At 63.3% G+C, this 18369-nt stretch carries 18 protein-coding genes; 11 read left to right on the forward strand and 7 right to left on the reverse strand.

What is annotated here, in order from left to right:
* Positions 1-169 precede the first annotated feature (169 nt).
* The 3 genes from WF331_RS22445 (at position 170) to WF331_RS22455 (ending at position 4013) form a co-directional block, all read left to right on the forward strand.
* Complete coding sequence (locus WF331_RS22445; protein ID WP_084967327.1) at positions 170-1459, forward strand: M18 family aminopeptidase; 1290 nt, start codon at positions 170-172, stop codon at positions 1457-1459.
* 188 nt (positions 1460-1647) lie between these two features.
* Positions 1648-1815, forward strand: a complete 168-nt coding sequence (locus WF331_RS22450) for a hypothetical protein (RefSeq protein ID WP_016501052.1) — start codon at positions 1648-1650, stop codon at positions 1813-1815.
* Positions 1816-1859: 44 nt separating this feature from the next.
* Complete coding sequence (locus WF331_RS22455) at positions 1860-4013, forward strand: mechanosensitive ion channel family protein (RefSeq protein WP_059395321.1); 2154 nt, start codon at positions 1860-1862, stop codon at positions 4011-4013.
* 117 nt (positions 4014-4130) lie between these two features.
* Here the strand turns inward: WF331_RS22455 and WF331_RS22460 are convergent, their stop codons facing one another.
* Positions 4131-4835 carry a UTRA domain-containing protein gene (locus tag WF331_RS22460; protein ID WP_340623299.1) on the reverse strand — a complete coding sequence of 235 codons (705 nt, stop codon included), beginning with the start codon at positions 4833-4835 and terminating at the stop codon, positions 4131-4133.
* A gap of 328 nt (positions 4836-5163) precedes the next feature.
* Here WF331_RS22460 and WF331_RS22465 point away from each other — a divergent pair, with 328 nt between their 5' ends.
* The 6 genes from WF331_RS22465 to WF331_RS22490 all read left to right on the forward strand — a co-directional run bounded on the left by WF331_RS22465 (position 5164) and on the right by WF331_RS22490 (position 10449).
* Positions 5164-6222 (forward strand): ABC transporter substrate-binding protein, encoded by a 1059-nt coding sequence (locus WF331_RS22465; protein WP_016501055.1) that lies wholly within the window; start codon positions 5164-5166, stop codon positions 6220-6222.
* A gap of 129 nt (positions 6223-6351) precedes the next feature.
* A complete protein-coding gene (locus tag WF331_RS22470) occupies positions 6352-7158 on the forward strand; it encodes an alkaline phosphatase family protein (protein WP_241800421.1) in 807 nt (268 codons plus the stop codon).
* Positions 7155-8006, forward strand: coding sequence for an ABC transporter permease (locus WF331_RS22475; protein ID WP_061203664.1), 852 nt, complete (start codon positions 7155-7157; stop codon positions 8004-8006). Before WF331_RS22470 ends, WF331_RS22475 begins: the two co-directional genes overlap by 4 nt.
* On the forward strand, positions 7996-8790 hold the full coding sequence (locus WF331_RS22480) for an ABC transporter permease (RefSeq protein ID WP_059395324.1): 795 nt from the start codon (positions 7996-7998) through the stop codon (positions 8788-8790). The genes WF331_RS22475 and WF331_RS22480 overlap by 11 nt, the downstream gene beginning before the upstream one ends.
* Before the next feature lies 1 nt (position 8791).
* Positions 8792-9781 (forward strand): ABC transporter ATP-binding protein, encoded by a 990-nt coding sequence (locus WF331_RS22485; RefSeq protein ID WP_016501059.1) that lies wholly within the window; start codon positions 8792-8794, stop codon positions 9779-9781.
* Positions 9782-9795: 14 nt separating this feature from the next.
* The gene (locus tag WF331_RS22490) at positions 9796-10449 is read left to right on the forward strand and encodes an HAD family hydrolase (RefSeq protein WP_340623300.1); all 654 of its coding nucleotides are present in this window, start codon (positions 9796-9798) and stop codon (positions 10447-10449) included.
* A 120-nt stretch (positions 10450-10569) separates the two neighbouring features.
* Here WF331_RS22490 and WF331_RS22495 read toward each other — a convergent pair whose 3' ends face one another.
* Positions 10570-11532, reverse strand: coding sequence for an NAD(P)H-quinone oxidoreductase (locus WF331_RS22495; RefSeq protein ID WP_284363300.1), 963 nt, complete (start codon positions 11530-11532; stop codon positions 10570-10572).
* Positions 11533-11672: 140 nt separating this feature from the next.
* On the opposite strand from WF331_RS22495, the gene WF331_RS22500 reads away from it, so the two are divergent.
* Both WF331_RS22500 and WF331_RS22505 read left to right on the forward strand, forming a co-directional pair.
* The gene (locus WF331_RS22500) at positions 11673-13754 is read left to right on the forward strand and encodes a carboxy terminal-processing peptidase (RefSeq protein WP_165605159.1); all 2082 of its coding nucleotides are present in this window, start codon (positions 11673-11675) and stop codon (positions 13752-13754) included.
* A gap of 118 nt (positions 13755-13872) precedes the next feature.
* Positions 13873-14841 carry an EAL domain-containing protein gene (locus WF331_RS22505; protein ID WP_016501063.1) on the forward strand — a complete coding sequence of 323 codons (969 nt, stop codon included), beginning with the start codon at positions 13873-13875 and terminating at the stop codon, positions 14839-14841.
* Positions 14842-14885: 44 nt separating this feature from the next.
* Here the strand turns inward: WF331_RS22505 and WF331_RS22510 are convergent, their stop codons facing one another.
* From WF331_RS22510 to pcaQ, 5 genes are all read right to left on the reverse strand, one after another.
* Positions 14886-15254 carry a hypothetical protein gene (locus tag WF331_RS22510; protein WP_016501064.1) on the reverse strand — a complete coding sequence of 123 codons (369 nt, stop codon included), beginning with the start codon at positions 15252-15254 and terminating at the stop codon, positions 14886-14888.
* Entirely contained in the window at positions 15251-15589 is a 339-nt protein-coding gene (locus WF331_RS22515; protein WP_016501065.1) for a helix-turn-helix domain-containing protein, read from the reverse strand. The genes WF331_RS22510 and WF331_RS22515 overlap by 4 nt, the downstream gene beginning before the upstream one ends.
* Before the next feature lie 110 nt (positions 15590-15699).
* Positions 15700-16140 (reverse strand): YkvA family protein, encoded by a 441-nt coding sequence (locus tag WF331_RS22520; RefSeq protein WP_016501066.1) that lies wholly within the window; start codon positions 16138-16140, stop codon positions 15700-15702.
* Positions 16141-16428: 288 nt separating this feature from the next.
* A complete protein-coding gene (locus WF331_RS22525; RefSeq protein ID WP_016501067.1) occupies positions 16429-17193 on the reverse strand; it encodes an FKBP-type peptidyl-prolyl cis-trans isomerase in 765 nt (254 codons plus the stop codon).
* A gap of 228 nt (positions 17194-17421) precedes the next feature.
* Positions 17422-18354: a pca operon transcription factor PcaQ gene (pcaQ, locus tag WF331_RS22530; RefSeq protein ID WP_016501068.1), complete on the reverse strand. Its 933-nt coding sequence runs from the start codon at positions 18352-18354 to the stop codon at positions 17422-17424.
* Between the last annotated feature and the right edge of the window lie 15 nt (positions 18355-18369).

Below are 18369 nucleotides of genomic sequence, written 5' to 3' on the forward strand. Positions count from 1 at the left end.
TTTTCGGCTGGCTGCCCCGGCCTCTTCGCGGGCTCGCCCGCTCCCACAGGGATGACACTGCACTGGAAATGTGTGCGGTACCTGTTGGAGCGGGCAAGCCCGCGAAGAGGCAGACACAAATTGTAGACATTGTGCGTTAAACTCGCGCCACTGCTGTCTGGAGTGAGCTATGCGCGACGAACTGAATTCCGGCCTTATCGATTTCCTCAAGGCCTCCCCCACGCCCTTCCATGCCACCGCCAGCCTGGCCCAGCGCCTGGAGGCTGCCGGCTACCAGCGCCTGGACGAGCGTGACAGCTGGACCACTGCGCTGGGCGGCCGCTACTACGTCACCCGCAACGACTCGTCGATCATCGCCATCAAACTGGGCAAGCAGGAACCGTTGCTGAACGGTATCCGCATGGTCGGTGCCCATACCGACAGCCCGTGCCTGCGGGTCAAGCCGCAGCCCGAGCTGCAGCGCCACGGCTTCCTGCAGCTGGGTGTGGAAGTGTATGGCGGCGCCCTGCTGGCGCCCTGGTTCGACCGCGACCTGTCCCTGGCCGGCCGCGTTACCTATCGCCGTGACGGCAAGGTAGAAAGCCAGCTGATCGACTTCAAACTGCCGATCGCGATCATTCCAAACCTGGCCATCCACCTGAACCGCACCGCCAATGAAGGCTGGGCGATCAACCCGCAGAACGAGCTGCCGCCCATCCTGGCCCAAGTCGCGGGTGACGATCGCATCGACTTCCGCGCCCTGCTTACCGAGCAGCTGGCCCGCGAGCATGAGCTGATCGCCGACGTGGTGCTGGATTACGAACTGAGCTTCTACGATACCCAAGGCGCCGCGCTGGTCGGCCTGAACGGCGACTTCATCGCCGGGGCCCGTCTGGACAACCTGCTGTCGTGCTACGCCGGCCTACAAGCCCTGCTGGCCGCCGACAGCGACGAAACCAGCGTGCTGGTGTGCAACGACCACGAGGAAGTCGGCAGCAGCTCCGCCTGCGGCGCCGACGGCCCAATGCTGGAGCAAACCCTGCAGCGCCTGCTGCCCAATGGCGACGCTTACGTGCGCACCATCCAGCGCTCGCTGATGGTGTCGGCCGACAATGCCCACGGTGTGCACCCCAACTACGCCGACAAGCACGACGGCAACCACGGGCCCAAGCTTAACGCCGGGCCGGTGATCAAGGTGAACAACAACCAGCGCTACGCCACCAACAGCGAAACCGCCGGTTTCTTCCGCCACCTGTGCATGGCCGAGGAAGTGCCGGTGCAAAGCTTTGTGGTACGCAGCGACATGGGCTGTGGCTCGACCATCGGCCCGATTACCGCCAGCCACCTGGGGGTGCGCACGGTGGATATCGGCTTGCCGACCTTTGCCATGCACTCCATTCGCGAGCTGTGCGGCAGCCACGACCTGGCGCACCTGGTGAAGGTGCTGACTGCCTTCTACCGTAGCCGCGAACTGCCTTGATGTAAGCAGGCCCGGCCTCTTCGCGGGCTCGCCCGCTCCCACAGGGATCGCACAACCTTGGGGAACTGCGCTGACCCTGTGGGAGCGGGCAAGCCCGCGAAGAGGCCGGGCCTGCTCAAGGTCAATCCCGCTTCGCTTGCCAAGCGCTATGCTTGTTACATGGCCCCACTGCAAAAGGATTGCTGTCCATGTCCCCGTTTTTGTCACTGTTCGTGCCGGTGTTCCTGTTCCTGATGCTGCTGACCATCGGCTTCAGCATGCGCGAGCGCAATATCGGTGTGCTGATGATGTGGATCGGCACCTTGGGCATCTTCGGCCTCACCTGCTGGAAGATCCTCGAGAAACTGCCGACATAAACCTCTACACTCGGTCAATCGTTTGACCTGAGGTAGATTTACCCGTGCCTGCCCTCCTGCGTTACCTGTTCCTTCTCTTGCTGTTGTTCATCACTCCGGTACAGGCAGCGGGCCTGCCCGGCCTGCTGGGCGGCAGTGCGCCCGCGCAACCGGAGGCCACCGAGCCACTGGGCAAGTCGCTGGACGAAGTGATCAAGAACCTGGAAAACGACCAGCAGCGGGCCAAGCTGCTGGCCGACCTGAAAAAGCTGCGCGACGCCACCAAGCAATCACAACCCAGCGTGGAACAGGGTGTGCTCGGCCTGATCGGCGGCGCCCTGCACGACTTCGAAAAACAGTTCAGCGGCGAGGCCAGCCCTTTCCACCGCTGGTCTACGGAAATCGAACAAGCCCAGGCCGAACTGACCGAACTGGTGGTGCCGGTGCACCAGTGGCCGGCGATCCTGTTCGGCTTTGCCGCCGTCATTGCCGTGTGGAGCGTGCTGGCCTACGCCTTCAACTGGGTCGGCCACCGGATACGCCTGCGCTTTGGCCTGAGCGAAGAACTGCCCCAACACCCGCGTACCTGGGACCTGGTGCGCTTTGCCCTGCGCAAGCTCGGCCCGTGGTTGGTGGCGCTGGTGTTCACCGTGTACCTGAGCTTTGTGCTGCCGCCGTCGCTGGGTAAGTCGCTGGCCATGGTGCTGGCCTACGCGCTGGTCGTCGGCACCTGCTTCTCGGCCATCTGCGTAATCGCCTTCTCGCTGCTCGACGGCCCGCACCGCCACCGCGCCCTGCACATTTTGCGGCACCAGGCATTCCGCCCGCTGTGGCTGATCGGCAGCTTCGCAGCGTTTGGCGAGGCCATGAGCGACCCGCGCATGCTGGTCGCACTGGGGACCCACCTGGCCCATGCCTTGGCGACCCTGGCCAACGTCATCGCCGCGCTGTGCACCGGGCTGTTCATTCTGCGCTTCCGCCGCCCGATCGCCCACCTGATCCGCAACCAGCCGCTGGCGCGACGCCTGACCCGCCGCACCCTCAGCGACACCATCGAGATCCTCGGCAGCTTCTGGTTCATCCCGGCGTTGATCCTGGTGGCCATTTCGCTGTTCGCCACCTTCGTCTCGGCCGGCGACACCAGCACCGCCCTGCGTCAGTCGCTGATGTGTACCGTGCTGGTGGTGGTGTGCATGGTGCTCAACGGGCTGGTACGCCGCCACGCCGCCAACCCCAAACGCGCCAACAAGCGGCAGGCCGTGTACGCCGAACGCCTGCGCAACTTCGGCTACCTGCTGGTGCACCTGTTCATCTGGCTGGTGTTCATCGAACTGGGCCTGCGGGTGTGGGGCCTGTCGATGATCAGCTTCGCCGAGGGCGACGGCCACGAAGTCAGCCTGCGCCTGATGGGCCTGGCCGGCACCCTGATCGTCGCCTGGCTGGTGTGGATCCTTGCCGACACCGCCGTGCACCACGCCCTGGTGCGCTCGCGCCGGGGCCTGGCCAACGCCCGCGCACAAACCATGATGCCGTTGATCCGCAACGTGCTGTTCGTGGTGATCTTCATCATTGCGGTGATCGTCGCCCTGGCCAACATGGGCATGAACGTCACCCCGCTGCTGGCCGGTGCCGGTGTGATCGGCCTGGCCATCGGCTTTGGCGCGCAATCGCTGGTGGCCGACCTGATCACCGGGTTGTTCATCATCATCGAAGACTCGCTGGCCATCGACGACTACGTGGATGTGGGCGGGCACCTGGGCACGGTGGAGGGGCTGACCATCCGTACCGTACGCCTGCGGGACATCGACGGCATCGTGCACACCATCCCGTTCAGCGAGATCAAGAGCATCAAGAACTACTCGCGGGAGTTCGGCTACGCCATCTTCCGTGTGGCCGTCCCGCACAACATGAACATCGACCAGGCGATCACTCTGGTTCGCGAGGTGGGGCAGAAGCTGCGTAATGACCCATTGATGCGCCGCAACATCTGGTCACCGCTGGAGCTGCAGGGGGTGGAGAGTTTCGAGTCGGGGTCGGCGATCTTGCGGGCCCGGTTCAAGACCGCGCCGATCAAGCAGTGGGAAGTGTCGCGGGCGTTCAACCTGGCATTGAAGCGGCAACTTGATGAAGCAGGCCTGGACCTGGCAACGCCGCGGTTGTCGGTACAGGTGGTGACTGCTGGTGGAGGTGGTATAGCGGAATCCGGTTCCTCCAGTTAGGTCCCTGTCGACAGCAAGCCAGCTCCCGCAGGTACTGCACAGGGCCTGAAGCCAATGCAATCAAGGTGGTAACTGGCTTGCCGGCGATGGGCTGCAAAGCAGCCCCGGAATCCAGGATCAACCGGCCTGTGCACGGATGCGGATGGCATCGTGCCGCCAATACTCCAGGTCGCAGTCGATCAGGTGCCCATGCTGGTCGCTGTTGACCCGGGTGATGTGCAACCCCGGGCTGCCCACCGACACCTTCAATGCCGCCGCGGCCTCCACCGGCAACGCCGTCGGCAGGATTTCGAAGCACACCTGCCCATACCGGATGCCATACACCCGTCCATAAATCTCGGTCAGCGACTGCGCCAGGTCGTGTTCGAGTATGTCCGGAAAGTACCGGGGGTTGAGGTAATGCTCGGCATACAGCACCGCCCGCCCGTCAATCCGCCGTAACCGGCAGATACGCACCACACTGGACAACGCCGGTAACTGCAAGCGCGCACAGATGGCCGCCGAGGCCGGTTGCAGCCGTGCCGAGAGCAGTTCGGTAGTGGCCACACGCCCCTGGTCACGCACCATGGCATGGAAGTGACTGCGCTCGATCAGGTCGTAGGTCAGCCGCTGGGGCGCGACGAACCAGCCGCGGCGCTCTTCGCGGTAGATCAGGCCTCGGGCCTCCAGCTGCGCCAGCGCCTCGCGCAGGGTGATGCGCGTGGTGTCGAACACCTCGCTAAGCTTGCGCTCGGCCGGCAGCTTGCCGCCCGGCGCCAGCAGGCCGTGCTCAATCTGCTCCTGCAAGGCATGGCAGATGGCTGTTACCGCACGCGGTGGCATCAAAGGTTACCTATCTGGACTAGTCCAGCCCCAGAACAGGGCACTTGGAGATTAGTGCAAGCCTAGGCAGGGCTGATGAACATCCTGTGACAAGGCTGCCGAGAAGGCACTGCCAGAATCGGGCCAGCCCCGCAAAACCGGGGGTTAACCATGGTCTACGCTGTATTGCCAGGGGCCCATAGCCACCTGGACGGGCCCCTCCCTACATCAAATTGTCACGCAAGCGGCCTACCTTGGCTCAAGGTTTGCTGACCTAGACCAAAGGTTCCAGGCAACGGCTTCACTCATAACAACGATCGGTTAAAGGCACCCACCCAAGGAGCTACGGATGAAAAAGTTGTTCATGGCGTCACTGCTCGGTTCGGCCATCGCGTTCTGTACCTCGGCCATGGCCGAGGACCTCAAGGCCCTGGAAGATGCCGCCCGCAAGGAAGGCACCGTCAACAGCGTGGGCATGCCCGATGCCTGGGCCAACTGGAAAGGCACCTGGGAAGACCTGGCCAGCAAGTACGGCCTCAAGCACAGCGACACCGACATGAGCTCGGCCCAGGAAATCGCCAAGTTCGAAGCCGAGAAGGACAACGCCAGCGCCGACATCGGTGACGTGGGTGCCGCCTTCGGCCCCATCGCCGTGACCAAGGGCGTGAGCCAGCCGTACAAACCAAGCACCTGGGACCAGGTGCCGGAGTGGGCCAAGGACAAGGACGGCCACTGGGCGCTGGCCTATACCGGTACCATCGCCTTCATCATCAACAAGGACCTGGTGAAGGAAGAGGAACGGCCGAAAACCTGGCATGACCTGGAAAAAGGCAAGTACAAAGTCGCCATCGGTGACGTAGGCACTGCCGCCCAGGCCGCCAACGGGGTGCTCGCCGCCGCCATCGCCTACAAAGGCGACGAAAGCAACGTGGCGCCGGGCCTGCAATTGTTCACCAAACTGGCCAAGGATAAGCGCCTGTCGCTGGCCAACCCGACCATCCAGACCCTGGAGAAAGGCGAGGTGGAAGTCGGCGTGGTGTGGGATTTCAACGGCCTGAGCTACCGTGAACAGATCGACCCCAAGCGCTTTGAAGTACTGATCCCGTCGGATGGCTCGGTGATCTCCGGCTATACCACGGTCATCAACAAGTACGCCAAGCACCCCAACGCGGCCAAACTGACCCGTGAATATATCTTCAGCGATGCCGGACAGATCAACCTGGCCAAGGGGCATGCCCGGCCGATCCGTGCCGAGCACCTGAAGCTGCCGGCAGATGTGCAGGCCAAGTTGCTGCCTAACGAGCAGTACGGTGCCGCCCAGCCGATCAAGAATGCCGAAGCCTGGGAAGCCACCTCGAAGAAACTGCCGCAGATGTGGCAGGAGCAGGTGATCATCGAGATGGAGTAAAGGGCTAGCTTGCCTAGTGCCTGACACGGCCCCTTCGCGGGCACGCCCGCTCCCACAACCACCGTGCAAAACCCTGTGGGAGCGGGCATGCCCGCGAAGAAGCCAACGCGGTTTATGACTGGAGCCACCATGCAACACAACGTCATCCTGGTCCTGCTAGACGGCCTGAACTATCAGGTCGCCCACCACGCCATGGGCCACCTGCATGCCTATGTCGAGGCTGACCGCGCCGCGCTGTACCGCGTGGAATGCGAGCTGCCGTCGCTGTCACGGCCGCTGTACGAATGCATCCTCACCGGCGTGCCGCCGATCGACAGCGGCATTGTGCACAACAACATCAACCGCCTGTCCAACCAGCGCAGCGTGTTTCACTACGCCCGCGAAGCCAACCTGGGCACCGCAGCGGCGGCCTATCACTGGATGAGCGAGCTGTACAACCGCTCGCCTTTCGACCCGCAGCGCGACCGCCACACCCACGCGCCGAAGTTGCCGATCCAGCACGGGCTGTTCTACTGGGACGACCGTTACCCCGATTCGCACCTGCTGGCCGATGGCGAATACCTGCGCCGCCGCCATGCCCCCAACTTCCTGCTGGTTCACCCGATGAGCATCGACGATATCGGCCACCGCCACGGCCTGGATAGCAGCCAGTACCGCAACGCCGCCCGCAGCGTCGACATCCTGCTGGCCGACTACCTGCCCGGTTGGCTCGAAGAGGGCTATCAGGTGCTGGTCACCGCCGACCACGGCATGAACAACGACCGCTCGCACAACGGTTTGCTGGCCGAGGAGCGCGAAGTGCCATTATTCGTCTTCGGCGACGCGTTCAGCCTGGACCCGGCGGCCAAGCCGTTGCAGACCGAGCTGTGCGGCACCATGTGCGAGCTGCTGGGCGCTGCCCACGACAAGACCGTGTGCCGGGAGCTGCTGAAGTGACTGCACCCAAGCGCAGCGGCGCCCGTGGCCGCTACCTGGCCCTGCTCTGCCTGCTGCCGTTTGCCGTGTTCTTTGTCGTCTTCCAGATTGCCCCGCTGGCCTGGGTAGCGATCAACAGCGTGCAATCGGAAGCGGGCTGGGGCGTCGAAAATTTCAGCAAGGTATTTAGCTCGAAGTTCTACCTGCAGGCCCTGCAACGCAGCCTGGAAATCAGCTTCTGGTCGAGCCTGTTCGGCATCGTCATCGCCACCCTTGGCGCTTATTCGCTGCGCCAGGTGGACTCGAAACTGCGCGACTTCGTCAGCGCCTTCGCCAACATGACCAGCAACTTTGCCGGGGTGCCGCTGGCCTTCGCCTTCATCATCCTGCTCGGTTTCAACGGCGCGCTGACGCTGCTGCTGAAGCAGATCGGCCTGCTGGAAGACTTCAGCATCTACTCCAAAAGCGGGCTGATCCTGGTGTATACCTACTTTCAGATCCCGCTGGGCGTGTTGCTGCTCTACCCCGCCTTCGACGCCCTGCGTGAAGACTGGCGCGAGTCGGCCGCGCTGCTCGGTGCCAATCACTGGCAATACTGGCGGCATATCGGCTTGCCGGTGCTGACCCCGGCACTGCTGGGCACGTTCGTCATCCTGCTGGCCAATGCCCTGGGCGCCTACGCCACCGTGTATGCGTTGACCACCGGCAATTTCAACGTACTGCCGATCCGCATCGCTGGCCTGGTGGCCGGCGACATCAGCCTCGACCCCAACCTGGCCAGCGCCCTGGCGATGGTGCTGGTGGGGCTGATGACGCTGGTCACGGTGGTGCATCAATGGCTACTGAAACGGAGCTACCATGCGCGCTGACACCCGTTCCGGCGGCTGGTACCACCGCATCGTGGTCTACCTGCTGTTCCTGATCCTGCTGTTGCCACTGGCCGGCACTCTGCTCTACTCGCTGGCCACCAGCTGGTCGGCCAGCCTGCTGCCCAGCGGCCTGACCCTGAAATGGTACGTGGCGCTATGGAGCGAGCCGCGCTTCCTGGCCGCCTTCGGCCAGTCGCTGCTGGTGTGCATGGGGGCGCTGCTGCTGTCGGTGGTGCTGATACTGCCGCTGCTGTTCGTGGTGCACTACCACTTCCCGCGGCTCGACGCGCTGATGAACATCCTCATCCTGCTGCCGTTCGCGGTACCGCCGGTGGTGTCGTCGGTGGGGCTGCTGCAGCTGTATGGCAGCGGGCCTATGGCCATGGTCGGCACGCCCTGGATCCTGATCGGCTGCTACTTCACCATCGCCCTGCCGTTCATGTACCGGGCCATTACCAACAACCTGCAGGCGATCAACCTGCGCGACCTGATGGACGCCGCCCAGTTGCTCGGCGCCAGCACCTGGCAGGCCGCGCTGCTGGTGGTGCTGCCAAACCTGCGCAAGGGCCTGATGGTGGCGCTGCTGCTGTCGTTCTCGTTCCTGTTCGGCGAGTTCGTGTTCGCCAACCTGCTGGTCGGCACCCGCTACGAGACCCTGCAGGTGTACCTGAACAACATGCGCAACAGCAGCGGCCACTTCAACAGCGCACTGGTGATCTCGTACTTCGCCTTTGTGCTGGTACTGACCTGGGTCGCCAACCGCCTGAACAAGGACAAGACCTGACATGAGCTTCGTCAGCGTACAGAAACTGCAGAAAAGCTACGCCGGCAGCCCGGTATTCGAGAACATCGACTGCCACATCGAACGCGGCGAGTTCGTTACCCTGCTAGGCCCGTCCGGCTGCGGCAAGTCCACCCTGCTGCGCTGCATCGCCGGGCTGACCCCGGTGGACAGCGGGCAGATACTCCTCGACGGCCACGACATCGTGCCGCTGAGCCCGCAAAAGCGTGGCATAGGCATGGTGTTCCAGAGCTACGCGCTGTTCCCCAACATGACCGTGGAACAGAACGTAGCCTTTGGCCTGCGCATGCAGAAGGTCAAGGCCGACGAAAGCCAGGCCCGGGTGCGCGAGGTGCTGGCGCTGGTGGAGCTGGGGAACTTCGCCGGGCGCTACCCGCACCAGCTGTCTGGCGGCCAGTGCCAGCGCGTGGCCCTGGCCCGCTCGCTGGTTACCCGTCCGCGCCTGCTGCTGCTCGACGAGCCATTGTCGGCACTGGATGCGCGTATTCGCAAACACCTGCGCGAGCAGATTCGTGCCATCCAGCGTGAACTTGGGCTGACCACCATCTTCGTCACCCACGACCAGGAAGAAGCGCTGACCCTGTCCGACCGCATCTTCCTGATGAACCAGGGGCGTATCGTGCAGAGCGGCGATGCCGAAACCCTCTACACAGCGCCTGTGGACCTGTTTGCCGCCGGCTTTATCGGCAACTACAACCTGCTCGACGCCGACAGCGCCAGCCGCCTGCTGCAACGCCCGGTGGCCAGCCGCCTGGCGATCCGCCCGGAGTCGATCACCCTGGGCGTGAATGGCGAACTGGACGCAGAAGTACGCAGCCACAGCCTGCTGGGCAATGTAATTCGCTACCGCGTGAACGTGCGCGAGGTGGAACTGGTGGTCGACGTGCTCAACCGCTCGCCAGCCGACCTGCACGCGGACGGAAAACGCGTTAGCTTGTCCATCGACCCGACAGCGCTGCGGGAAGTGGCTTAAGGAGATTCAACACAATGGCACTGGCAATTTTCGATCTGGACGAAACCCTGATCCACGGGGACTGTGCGTCGCTGTGGAGCGAGCAGATGGCCCGGCTGGGCTGGGTCGACGGCAAGGACTTCCTGCGCCGCGACCGTGAGCTGATGGAGGCCTACGGCAAGGGCCACCTGCAGATGGAGGACTACATGGCCTTCAGCCTGGAGCCGATCGCCGGGCGTACCCTGGAGGAGGTCGAGCATCTGGTTGAGCCGTGGGTCGAGGACGTGATCGAGCCCATCATCTTCGGCGACGCCTGCCGCTGCATTGCCGAGCACCGCCAGCGTGGGGACCGCATTCTGATCATTTCCGCTTCGGGGACGCACCTGGTCGGGCCCATTGCGGCGCGCCTGGGGGTGGATGAATACCTGGCGATCGAGCTGGAGGCGGTGAACGGGGTGTATACGGGCAAGACTCACGGGGTACTGACCTACCGCGAAGGCAAGATCACCCGGCTGCTGGAATGGCTGGATCAGGAGCAGGAGAACCTTGAGGGGGCGAGTTTCTATTCCGATTCACGCAATGACCTGCCGCTGTTGCTGAAGGTGGATCACCCGCATGTGGTGAACCCGGATGCGGTGTTGCGCGAGCATGCCCAGACCAAGGGCTGGCCGATCCTGAGCTGGACCTGACTTTGTAGCGCCTGTTCTGGCCCTATCGCCGGCAAGCCAGCTCCCACAGGTCCGTAACAGGCCTTCGATCCTGTGGTGAACCTGTGGGAGCTGGCTTGCCGGCGATAGGGCCGGGCCTGCTTATGAAAGGCTTGGGTCGATCACCATTACCAGCTTGCCCGAGACCTGGTTGGTCTCAAGCTCGGCATACGCCGCCTGGGCGAACTCCACAGGATAAGTATCGACCAGCTGCGGCGACAAACGCCCTTCGGCGAACAGCGGCCACACCTGCTGTTGCAGCTCGCGCAGCAACTCGGCCTTGAAGCCGTCGTCACGGTTGCGCAGCGTAGAGCCGGTAATCTCCAGGCGCTTGCCCAGCACCTGGGCCAGGTCCAGCTCAAACTTGCGCCCACCCATCAGGCCGATGATCACCCAACGGCCGTCACGGGCCAGCAGCTTGAGGTTGAGCTCACCGTAGCTGGCGCCCACCGGGTCGAGAATGACGTCGAACGGCCCGAAACCTTCCAGTGCATCCAGGTTCTCGTTTCGTACCACACCCCCCGCAGCGCCCAGCGCTTCGCAATAGGCCAGGCGATCCGGCGAGCCGACGCTGACCCACACCGGGCTGCCGAATGCCTTGCACAGCTGGATGGCAGCCGAACCAACGCCACTGGCGCCAGCATGCACCAGCACCTTCTCACCGGCCTTCACACCCCCTAGCTGGAAGATGTTCAGCCAGGCGGTGGCATACACCTCCGGTAACGCTGCCGCTTCATGCAGGCTGAGCCCTTCGGGCACCGGCAGTACATGACGGGCATCGACCACCACTTCCTCGGCCATGGCACCGCTGGCCAGCAGTGCGCACACACGGTCGCCCACGCGCCAGTCGGCGCCGGCGCCCACTTCCTCGACCACACCGGCGCATTCCAGGCCCATGTACGGGCTGGCGCCTGGCGGTGGCGGGTACAAACCTTTCATCTGCAGCAGATCGGCGCGGTTCAGGCCCGCAGCAGCCACGCGAATGCGCACTTGGCCCGCGTCACAGGCCGGGCGTTCGGCCTCGACCCACTCCACATGTCCGTCAACGCCTTGCAATGCCTTCACAGTGCCTCCATAGTTGAATCATGACTGGGCCTGGGGAACGCACACCCCAGGCTTTTTGCAGTATTTGCCCGGTTCCATGGAACCGGCAACGGAAAAGACGGCCTACTATGCGTGATCAATTGCCTCCACGTCGAATCAGCATGAAGCATTTCCTCCCAAGCACCGCCCTCGCTGTAATGATCGGCCTGGGCAGCCTCGCGCTCGGCGGCAATGCAGCGGCCGCCAACAAGTGGGACGGCCTGCAGCCGGACCGCGACGAGATCGTCGCCAGCCTCAACGTGGTGGAATTGCTCAAGCGCCACCACTACAGCAAGCCGCCCCTGGACGATGCCCGTTCGGTCATCATCTACGACAGCTACATCAAGCTGCTGGACCCGGCGCGCAGCTACTTCACCGCTGCCGACATTGCCGAATTCGACAAGTGGAAAACGCAATTCGACGATTTCCTCAAGAGCGGTAACCTGGACCCGGGCTTCACCATCTACAAACGCTACCTGGACCGCGTCAAGCAGCGCCTGGACTTCGCCCTGGCCGAGCTGAACAAAGGCGTGGACAAGATCGACTTCACCGCCAAGGAAACCTTGCTGATCGACCGCAAGGACGCCCCGTGGATGAAGGACCAGGCCGAGCTCGACGACCTGTGGCGCAAACGCGTCAAGGACGAGGTGCTGCGCCAGAAGATCGCCGGCAAGGAACCCAAGCAGATCCAGGAAACCCTGACCAAGCGCTACAAGAACCAGCTGGCGCGCCTGGACCAGACCCGTGCCGAGGATATCTTCCAGGCCTACATCAATACCTTCGCCCAGTCCTACGACCCGCACACCAACTACCTGTCACCGGACAACGCCGAGAACTTCGACATCAACATGAGCCTGTCGCTCGAAGGCATCGGCGCTGTGCTGCAAAGCGACAACGACCAGGTCAAGATCGTGCGCCTGGTGCCGGCAGGCCCGGCAGCCAAGACCAAGCAGGTAGCCCCGGCCGACAAGATCATCGGCGTGGCCCAGGGCAACAAGGAAATGGTCGACGTGGTCGGCTGGCGCCTGGACGAAGTGGTCAAGCTGATCCGTGGCCCGAAAGGCTCGGTGGTACGCCTGGAAGTCATCCCGGCCAGCAATGCGCCGAGCGACCAGACCAGCAAGGTCGTGTCGATCACCCGTGAAGCGGTGAAACTTGAAGAGCAGGCGGCGAAAAAGTCGGTGCTCAAGCTCAAGCAGGACGGGCGTGACTACAAGCTGGGCATCATCGAGATCCCGGCCTTCTACCTCGACTTCAAGGCCTACCGCGCCGGTGACCCGGAGTACAAGAGCACCACGCGTGACGTGAAGAAACTGCTCACCGAACTGCAGAAGGAGAAAGTCGACGGCGTGGTCATCGACCTGCGCAACAACGGCGGCGGCTCGCTGCAGGAAGCCACCGAACTGACCAGCCTGTTCATCGAGAAAGGCCCGACCGTACTGGTGCGCAACAGCGACGGCCGCGTCGACGTGCTGGAAGACGAAAACCCGGGGGCCTTCTACAAGGGCCCACTGGCGCTGCTGGTCAACCGCCTGTCGGCCTCGGCGTCGGAGATCTTCGCCGGCGCCATGCAGGACTACCACCGCGCGCTGATCATCGGTGGCCAGACCTTCGGCAAAGGCACCGTGCAGACCATCCAGCCGCTCAACCATGGCGAGCTGAAGCTGACCCTGGCCAAGTTCTACAGGGTTTCCGGGCAGAGCACCCAACATCAGGGCGTGCTGCCGGACATCGACTACCCGTCGATCATCGACACCAAGGAAATTGGCGAGAGCGCCCTGCCCGAGGCCATGCCATGGGACACCATTCGCCCGGTCGTCAAGCCGGCGGCCGACCCGTTCAAGCCTTACCTGGCCATGCTCAAGGCGCAACATGAAGCGCGTAGCGACAAGGATGCCGAGTTCACCTACATTCGCGACCGCCTGGCCCTGACGCAGAAGCTGATGACCGAAAAAACCGTCAGCCTCAACGAGCAGGATCGCCGTGCACGCCACGACGAAATCGAAGCCAAGCAGCTGGCGCTGGAAAACATCCGCCGCAAGGCCAAGGGTGAAGAGCCGCTCAAAGAGCTGAAGAAAGAGGACGAAGACGCGTTGCCGGTCGAAGATGAAAACACCAAGCCGGAGGACGACGCCTACCTGTCCGAAACCGGTCGTATCCTGATCGACTACCTCAGCGCCAGCACCAAGGTGGCCAAGAAGTAAGGCGCAGCGGCGGTGATGGCAGAATAATGTGATCTGTCATCAAACAGTCATCGCGCTGTCGTGAAATACGGGGGCCGGGCATGCAGATGCCCGGCCCTTTCATTTTCAGGAATACGTCATGACCGTCGCCGAACAGCTCAGTGCCTTGAGTGCCATCCTGGCTCAACGCAGCATTCACAGTCTGTTCCAGCCGATCATGTGCCTGAGCGAACAACGGGTTTTCGCCCATGAAGCGCTGAGCCGCGGGCCGTCCAACAGCCCGCTGCATGCACCGCTGAACCTGTTCAGTATCGCCCGCCAGGCCGGCCGCCTGACCGAGCTGGAAGCCGCCTGCCGGGAAAGCGCCTGCCGGCGCTTCAGCGAGCAACAGCTGCAGGGCAAGCTGTTTCTCAACATCTCGCCCGAATCGTTGCTGGAGCCACACTACCCGTCCGGCCTTACCCTGAAGCTGCTGGAGCAGGTCGGCCTGCCGCCCAGCCGGGTGGTGATCGAGCTGACCGAGCACACCCCGACCGACGATTTCCAGCTGCTGTCCAATGCCCTGCATCACTACCGCGACATGGGCTTTTCGATTGCCCTCGACGATCTGGGCGCGGGTTACTCGAGCTTACGCCTGTGGTCGGAGCTGCGCCCCGAATACGTGAAGATCGACCGCCACTTCATCGACGGCATCCACCGCGACCCGCTCAAGCGCGAGTTCGTTGGCTCGATCTTGCAGATTGCCAGGGCATCGAAGGCACAGGTGATTGCCGAAGGCATCGAGCTGGCGGAGGAGCTGGCGGTGCTGACGGAGATGGGTGTGGACCTGGTGCAGGGCTACCTGCTGGGGCGGCCGCAGGAGTTGGGGGTGCGGGAAAGCTGGCCTTTACCGACGCCGATGAGCGCGCCTCTGGCTGGACAGCCGACGGTGCGGCTCAATGCGACGCTTGGGCAGTTGCTGGAGCTGTTCGAGCGGCATCAGCACCTGGAGGCATTGGAGCTGGTGGATGCTGATGGCAACGGTTGTGGATTGATCCACCGGCATGGTTTGCCTGCCCTGGCCCTATCGCAGGCAAGCCAGCTCCCACAGGTTCACCACAGGCCTTGAGCCTCGCGCTGTATCTGTAGGAGGGAGCGCGCTGATGCTGACAATCAGGCTGTTTCCGGGTAGCTGTACTCGAACACCCGAACCACCTCGGAAGCATGCCACGACGCCGCCTCCATGCCATCGACCGGCCCGGCAAAGCGCCCCAGCCGTTCGACACATTCAAAGAAGCCGGTACGCGGCAAACGGCTGGCACCCTGGCTGATCACCAAGGAGCTGCGCAACGGCTGCTCGGCACGGGCATCCAGTACCGCCAGGTACTCCAGCGCAGCGGTCAGCGTCTGCATGGCAGGGCTAGGCAGTTGCAAACGCTCGATCAGCGCTCGGTAGGTCAGCAAGTGACGTTGACGACGGGCCAGGTCAAGCTCGCCCAGCAGGTTATCCCAGTGCTGACGGCTGATCCTGACCTGGCTCATGATGGCTCGCTCCAGCCAGCCACCCCCAGATGCCAGGCCAAGGCGCGGCGGATGGCAGCATCCGGCTGGCGTTCGCCCGACTCGATCATGGCCAGATACGCCGGGCTCACCCCGACATTGCGCGCCAGTTGCTCAGGGGCAATCCCTTTGGCCTGGCGAATCTGCGCCACTTCGCTGAACGCCGGCAATGGCGCCACGGCAGCTGAGCCAGGCTCTTCGCTGACGACCGCCTCGGCAGGCGCCTGCCCCGCCGCCTTGAGCAGTGCCTGGTACTGCTCCCAGGGAACGACGGCGTACTCGGGTTGACCGTCCCGGCTAATGACCTGAATACCCATTACAAACCCCTTAAAAAAGGATTACAGCATGTAATCCGTAGGCATAACCCTTATGCCAATTATATTACCAACTCCGGGGTCTGTCCGGTTGAGTGCAGTTCAGGCTGTTTTCAATGCGTGTTGCGCTCCAGCCCCAGCGCTTGTGGGGTAGCCGGCAGGCGCTCGACCACGCGCAGCCGCTCGGGTGCCTGGCTGTCGCGCCAAGCCTTGAAGCGCGCCAGTTCGTCGGCCACGGTCTTCAGCACCCAGCCCAGCACCGCGATGTCATCGAGAAAACCCACGCCCAGCAACCAGTCGGGTATGGCATCGATGGGGCTGACGAAATACAGCAGGCCGGCCACGATGGTGACCAGGGCCTTGGGGCTGATGGCGCGGTATTCGCCACGCCACCACGCCAGGCACAGCGACTGCAGCAGTTTCACGTCCTCACGCAACCGGCCGATGCGTGGGCCTTTGCGGGCCACTGCAAACAGCAGGGCCGGTAGCCGACCACGGCTGAGCAGGCGCTCGGCCAAGGGCAGGAAACGGGCAAAATTCCAGGGTGCGCTCATGGAGCCTCCAGGCGGAACAGGTTATCCACATTTATTGTGGATAACCTTGTGAACAGGGTCGCGTTTCTGAGCCCAGGTGCCTGCCAGGCAAGGCCCACGGTCAGATCGGGCGTTTTTTACACAACCGTTTCAAGCCGTGGGTACCTGGCCGCAAACGATTTGCGCCAGAAACATCCTACATCTACTAGCTGCATTTCCTCGGACAGTATCAGTTGTTGCTGGTTCGTCCAATCGCCACAAACGAAAACGCCCCGTCAGGACGGGGCGTTTTGCAAGAACCAACCAGCGTTACTTGGCAGGTGCTTCAGCAGGTGCTTCAGCTGGAGCCTCGGCTTCCGGCTCGCCGCCCTGCAGCTGGGCCGGATCCTTGATGGCGATCAGTTCCAGATCGAACACCAGTACCGAGTTCGCCGGGATCAGCGGGCTTGGGCTTTGTGCGCCGTAGGCCAGTTCAGCCGGGATGAACAGCTTGTATTTCTCGCCAACGTGCATCAGCTGCAGGCCTTCGACCCAACCCGGGATCACACCGCTGACCGGCAGGTCGATCGGGCTGCCACGCTCGACAGAGCTGTCGAACACCTTGCCATCGATCAGCTTGCCTTCGTAGTGGACAGTGACCACGTCGGTCGGCTTTGGCTGCGGGCCATCAGCCTTCTTGACCACTTCGTACTGCAGGCCCGAGGCAGTGGTGACCACGCCTGGCTTCTTGGCGTTTTCTTCGAGGAACTTCTTGCCGGCGGAGGCGGCTTCTTCGCTGGCCTTGGCCAGGCGCTCCTCGGCGCGTTTCTGCAGGGCGGTGAACGCCTCTACCAGCTCTTCGTCCTTGATGCGTTGTTCTTTCTTGCCAACGGCGTCTTCGATACCGAGGGCGACCGATTTCGAATCAAGGTCTTCCATGCCTTCCTGAGCCAGGCTCTTGCCCATGTTCAGGCCGATACCGTAGGAGGCTTTCTGCGCCGGAGTCTTCAGCTCGGGGCTGCTGGCCTGTTGATCACAGCCAGCCAGTACCAGGCCTACCAGGGCAACCGCAGCCGCCAAACGATGCTGTTTCATGCTATTTCCTTGTTCATGCGCCATAAGGGCAATCAGGGTAAAGCCGCGAGCTTAGCAGGCGGCCATGACCAATGGCTACCGGCATAGGAGCGGGTTTTGGTAAGGAAGTTCAGTAGTTAAACGGTAATTCATGCTGGGCTTGCAGCCACTGGCCAGTATTGACCGGTTGTGCCATTTTTGCCCGGTTCTACAGGGGATTTATTTCGCTGGACTCTGAAAGGCCTGCACTCAGGGGTAGTTGCCGTCCCGGTACTCCCCTGCCACCTCGCGCAACACCTCGCACACCCACTGCCCAGGCAGGCTCTGCGGCAAGGCGGCATTGCGGCAGATCCCCACCGAGCCGCCCGGCTCGCGCACGCCCAGGTCGAGCTCGACCAGCTCACCACGGCGCAGGTCGAGCAGCACCGCGTCGCGCGGCGCTACCCACAACGCATCGCTGCCCAGCAGGTAGCGCCGGCTCAGGGCCAACGACAGGGTTTCCAGGCGCTGCGCCGGCATCTGGATGCCGCATTGCACAAACAGGCTGTCGGCATGCTGGCGGATGGTGGTGCCCGCCGGCGGCAACACCAACGGGTAACGCCCGACCTTGGCGCGCTCGACCGGCGTGGCGGCCAGCAGCGGGTGGCCCGGGCGTACCACCAGGCTCATCGACTCGCTGTACAGGTGCTCGAACGAAAGGCCCTGGATCTGCGGGCTGTCGGTCATGCGCCCGACCACCAGTTCCAGCTCACCCAGACGCAGTTGGCCGAGCAGCTGCGCGCTGACCCCCGTGGCCACACTGATGACCAGCGCTTCATGGCGCTGGTGCAGGCGGCACAGCACCTCGGGCATGAGCAGGCCCTCGACCGTCGACAGCACGCCAACGCGCACCTGCGACGGCGCCCGCGCTTCGCCACGCAAGCTACTGACGCCATCGCGCAGGGCCTGCACGCTGGGCCCGGCATACCGCATGAAACGCGCTCCGGCCGGGGTCAGCTCGACGCCCTGGCGGCTGCGCGCGAACAGGCGCGCTTCCAGCAGGCCTTCGAGTTCCTTGAGGGTCTTGGAAATTGCCGGCTGGCTGATCGCGAGCACGTCGGCAGCCCTGGCCAGGCTGCCCTGCCGGGCAATCTCCAGGAAGCACAGCAGGTGGCGGTATTTGATGCGGGTGTCGAGGTTCATGGCAGCAAGCTTACC

The organism is Pseudomonas sp. YNh (assembly GCF_037993085.1).
Taxonomy (GTDB): Bacteria; Pseudomonadota; Gammaproteobacteria; order Pseudomonadales; family Pseudomonadaceae; genus Aquipseudomonas; species Aquipseudomonas putida.

Excerpts from the sequence above, each read along its gene's own strand:
- WF331_RS22445 (WP_084967327.1), top strand. The coding sequence starts at position 170 with ATGCGCGACGAACTGAATTCCGGCCTTATCGATTTCCTCAAGGCCTCC.
- WF331_RS22450 (WP_016501052.1), top strand. The coding sequence starts at position 1,648 with ATGTCCCCGTTTTTGTCACTGTTCGTGCCGGTGTTCCTGTTCCTGATG.
- WF331_RS22460 (WP_340623299.1), bottom strand. The coding sequence starts at position 4,835 with ATGCCACCGCGTGCGGTAACAGCCATCTGCCATGCCTTGCAGGAGCAG.
- WF331_RS22465 (WP_016501055.1), top strand. The coding sequence starts at position 5,164 with ATGAAAAAGTTGTTCATGGCGTCACTGCTCGGTTCGGCCATCGCGTTC.
- WF331_RS22470 (WP_241800421.1), top strand. The coding sequence starts at position 6,352 with ATGCAACACAACGTCATCCTGGTCCTGCTAGACGGCCTGAACTATCAG.
- WF331_RS22480 (WP_059395324.1), top strand. The coding sequence starts at position 7,996 with ATGCGCGCTGACACCCGTTCCGGCGGCTGGTACCACCGCATCGTGGTC.
- WF331_RS22485 (WP_016501059.1), top strand. The coding sequence starts at position 8,792 with ATGAGCTTCGTCAGCGTACAGAAACTGCAGAAAAGCTACGCCGGCAGC.
- WF331_RS22490 (WP_340623300.1), top strand. The coding sequence starts at position 9,796 with ATGGCACTGGCAATTTTCGATCTGGACGAAACCCTGATCCACGGGGAC.
- WF331_RS22500 (WP_165605159.1), top strand. The coding sequence starts at position 11,673 with ATGAAGCATTTCCTCCCAAGCACCGCCCTCGCTGTAATGATCGGCCTG.
- WF331_RS22505 (WP_016501063.1), top strand. The coding sequence starts at position 13,873 with ATGACCGTCGCCGAACAGCTCAGTGCCTTGAGTGCCATCCTGGCTCAA.
- WF331_RS22510 (WP_016501064.1), bottom strand. The coding sequence starts at position 15,254 with ATGAGCCAGGTCAGGATCAGCCGTCAGCACTGGGATAACCTGCTGGGC.
- WF331_RS22515 (WP_016501065.1), bottom strand. The coding sequence starts at position 15,589 with ATGGGTATTCAGGTCATTAGCCGGGACGGTCAACCCGAGTACGCCGTC.
- WF331_RS22520 (WP_016501066.1), bottom strand. The coding sequence starts at position 16,140 with ATGAGCGCACCCTGGAATTTTGCCCGTTTCCTGCCCTTGGCCGAGCGC.
- WF331_RS22525 (WP_016501067.1), bottom strand. The coding sequence starts at position 17,193 with ATGAAACAGCATCGTTTGGCGGCTGCGGTTGCCCTGGTAGGCCTGGTA.
- pcaQ (WP_016501068.1), bottom strand. The coding sequence starts at position 18,354 with ATGAACCTCGACACCCGCATCAAATACCGCCACCTGCTGTGCTTCCTG.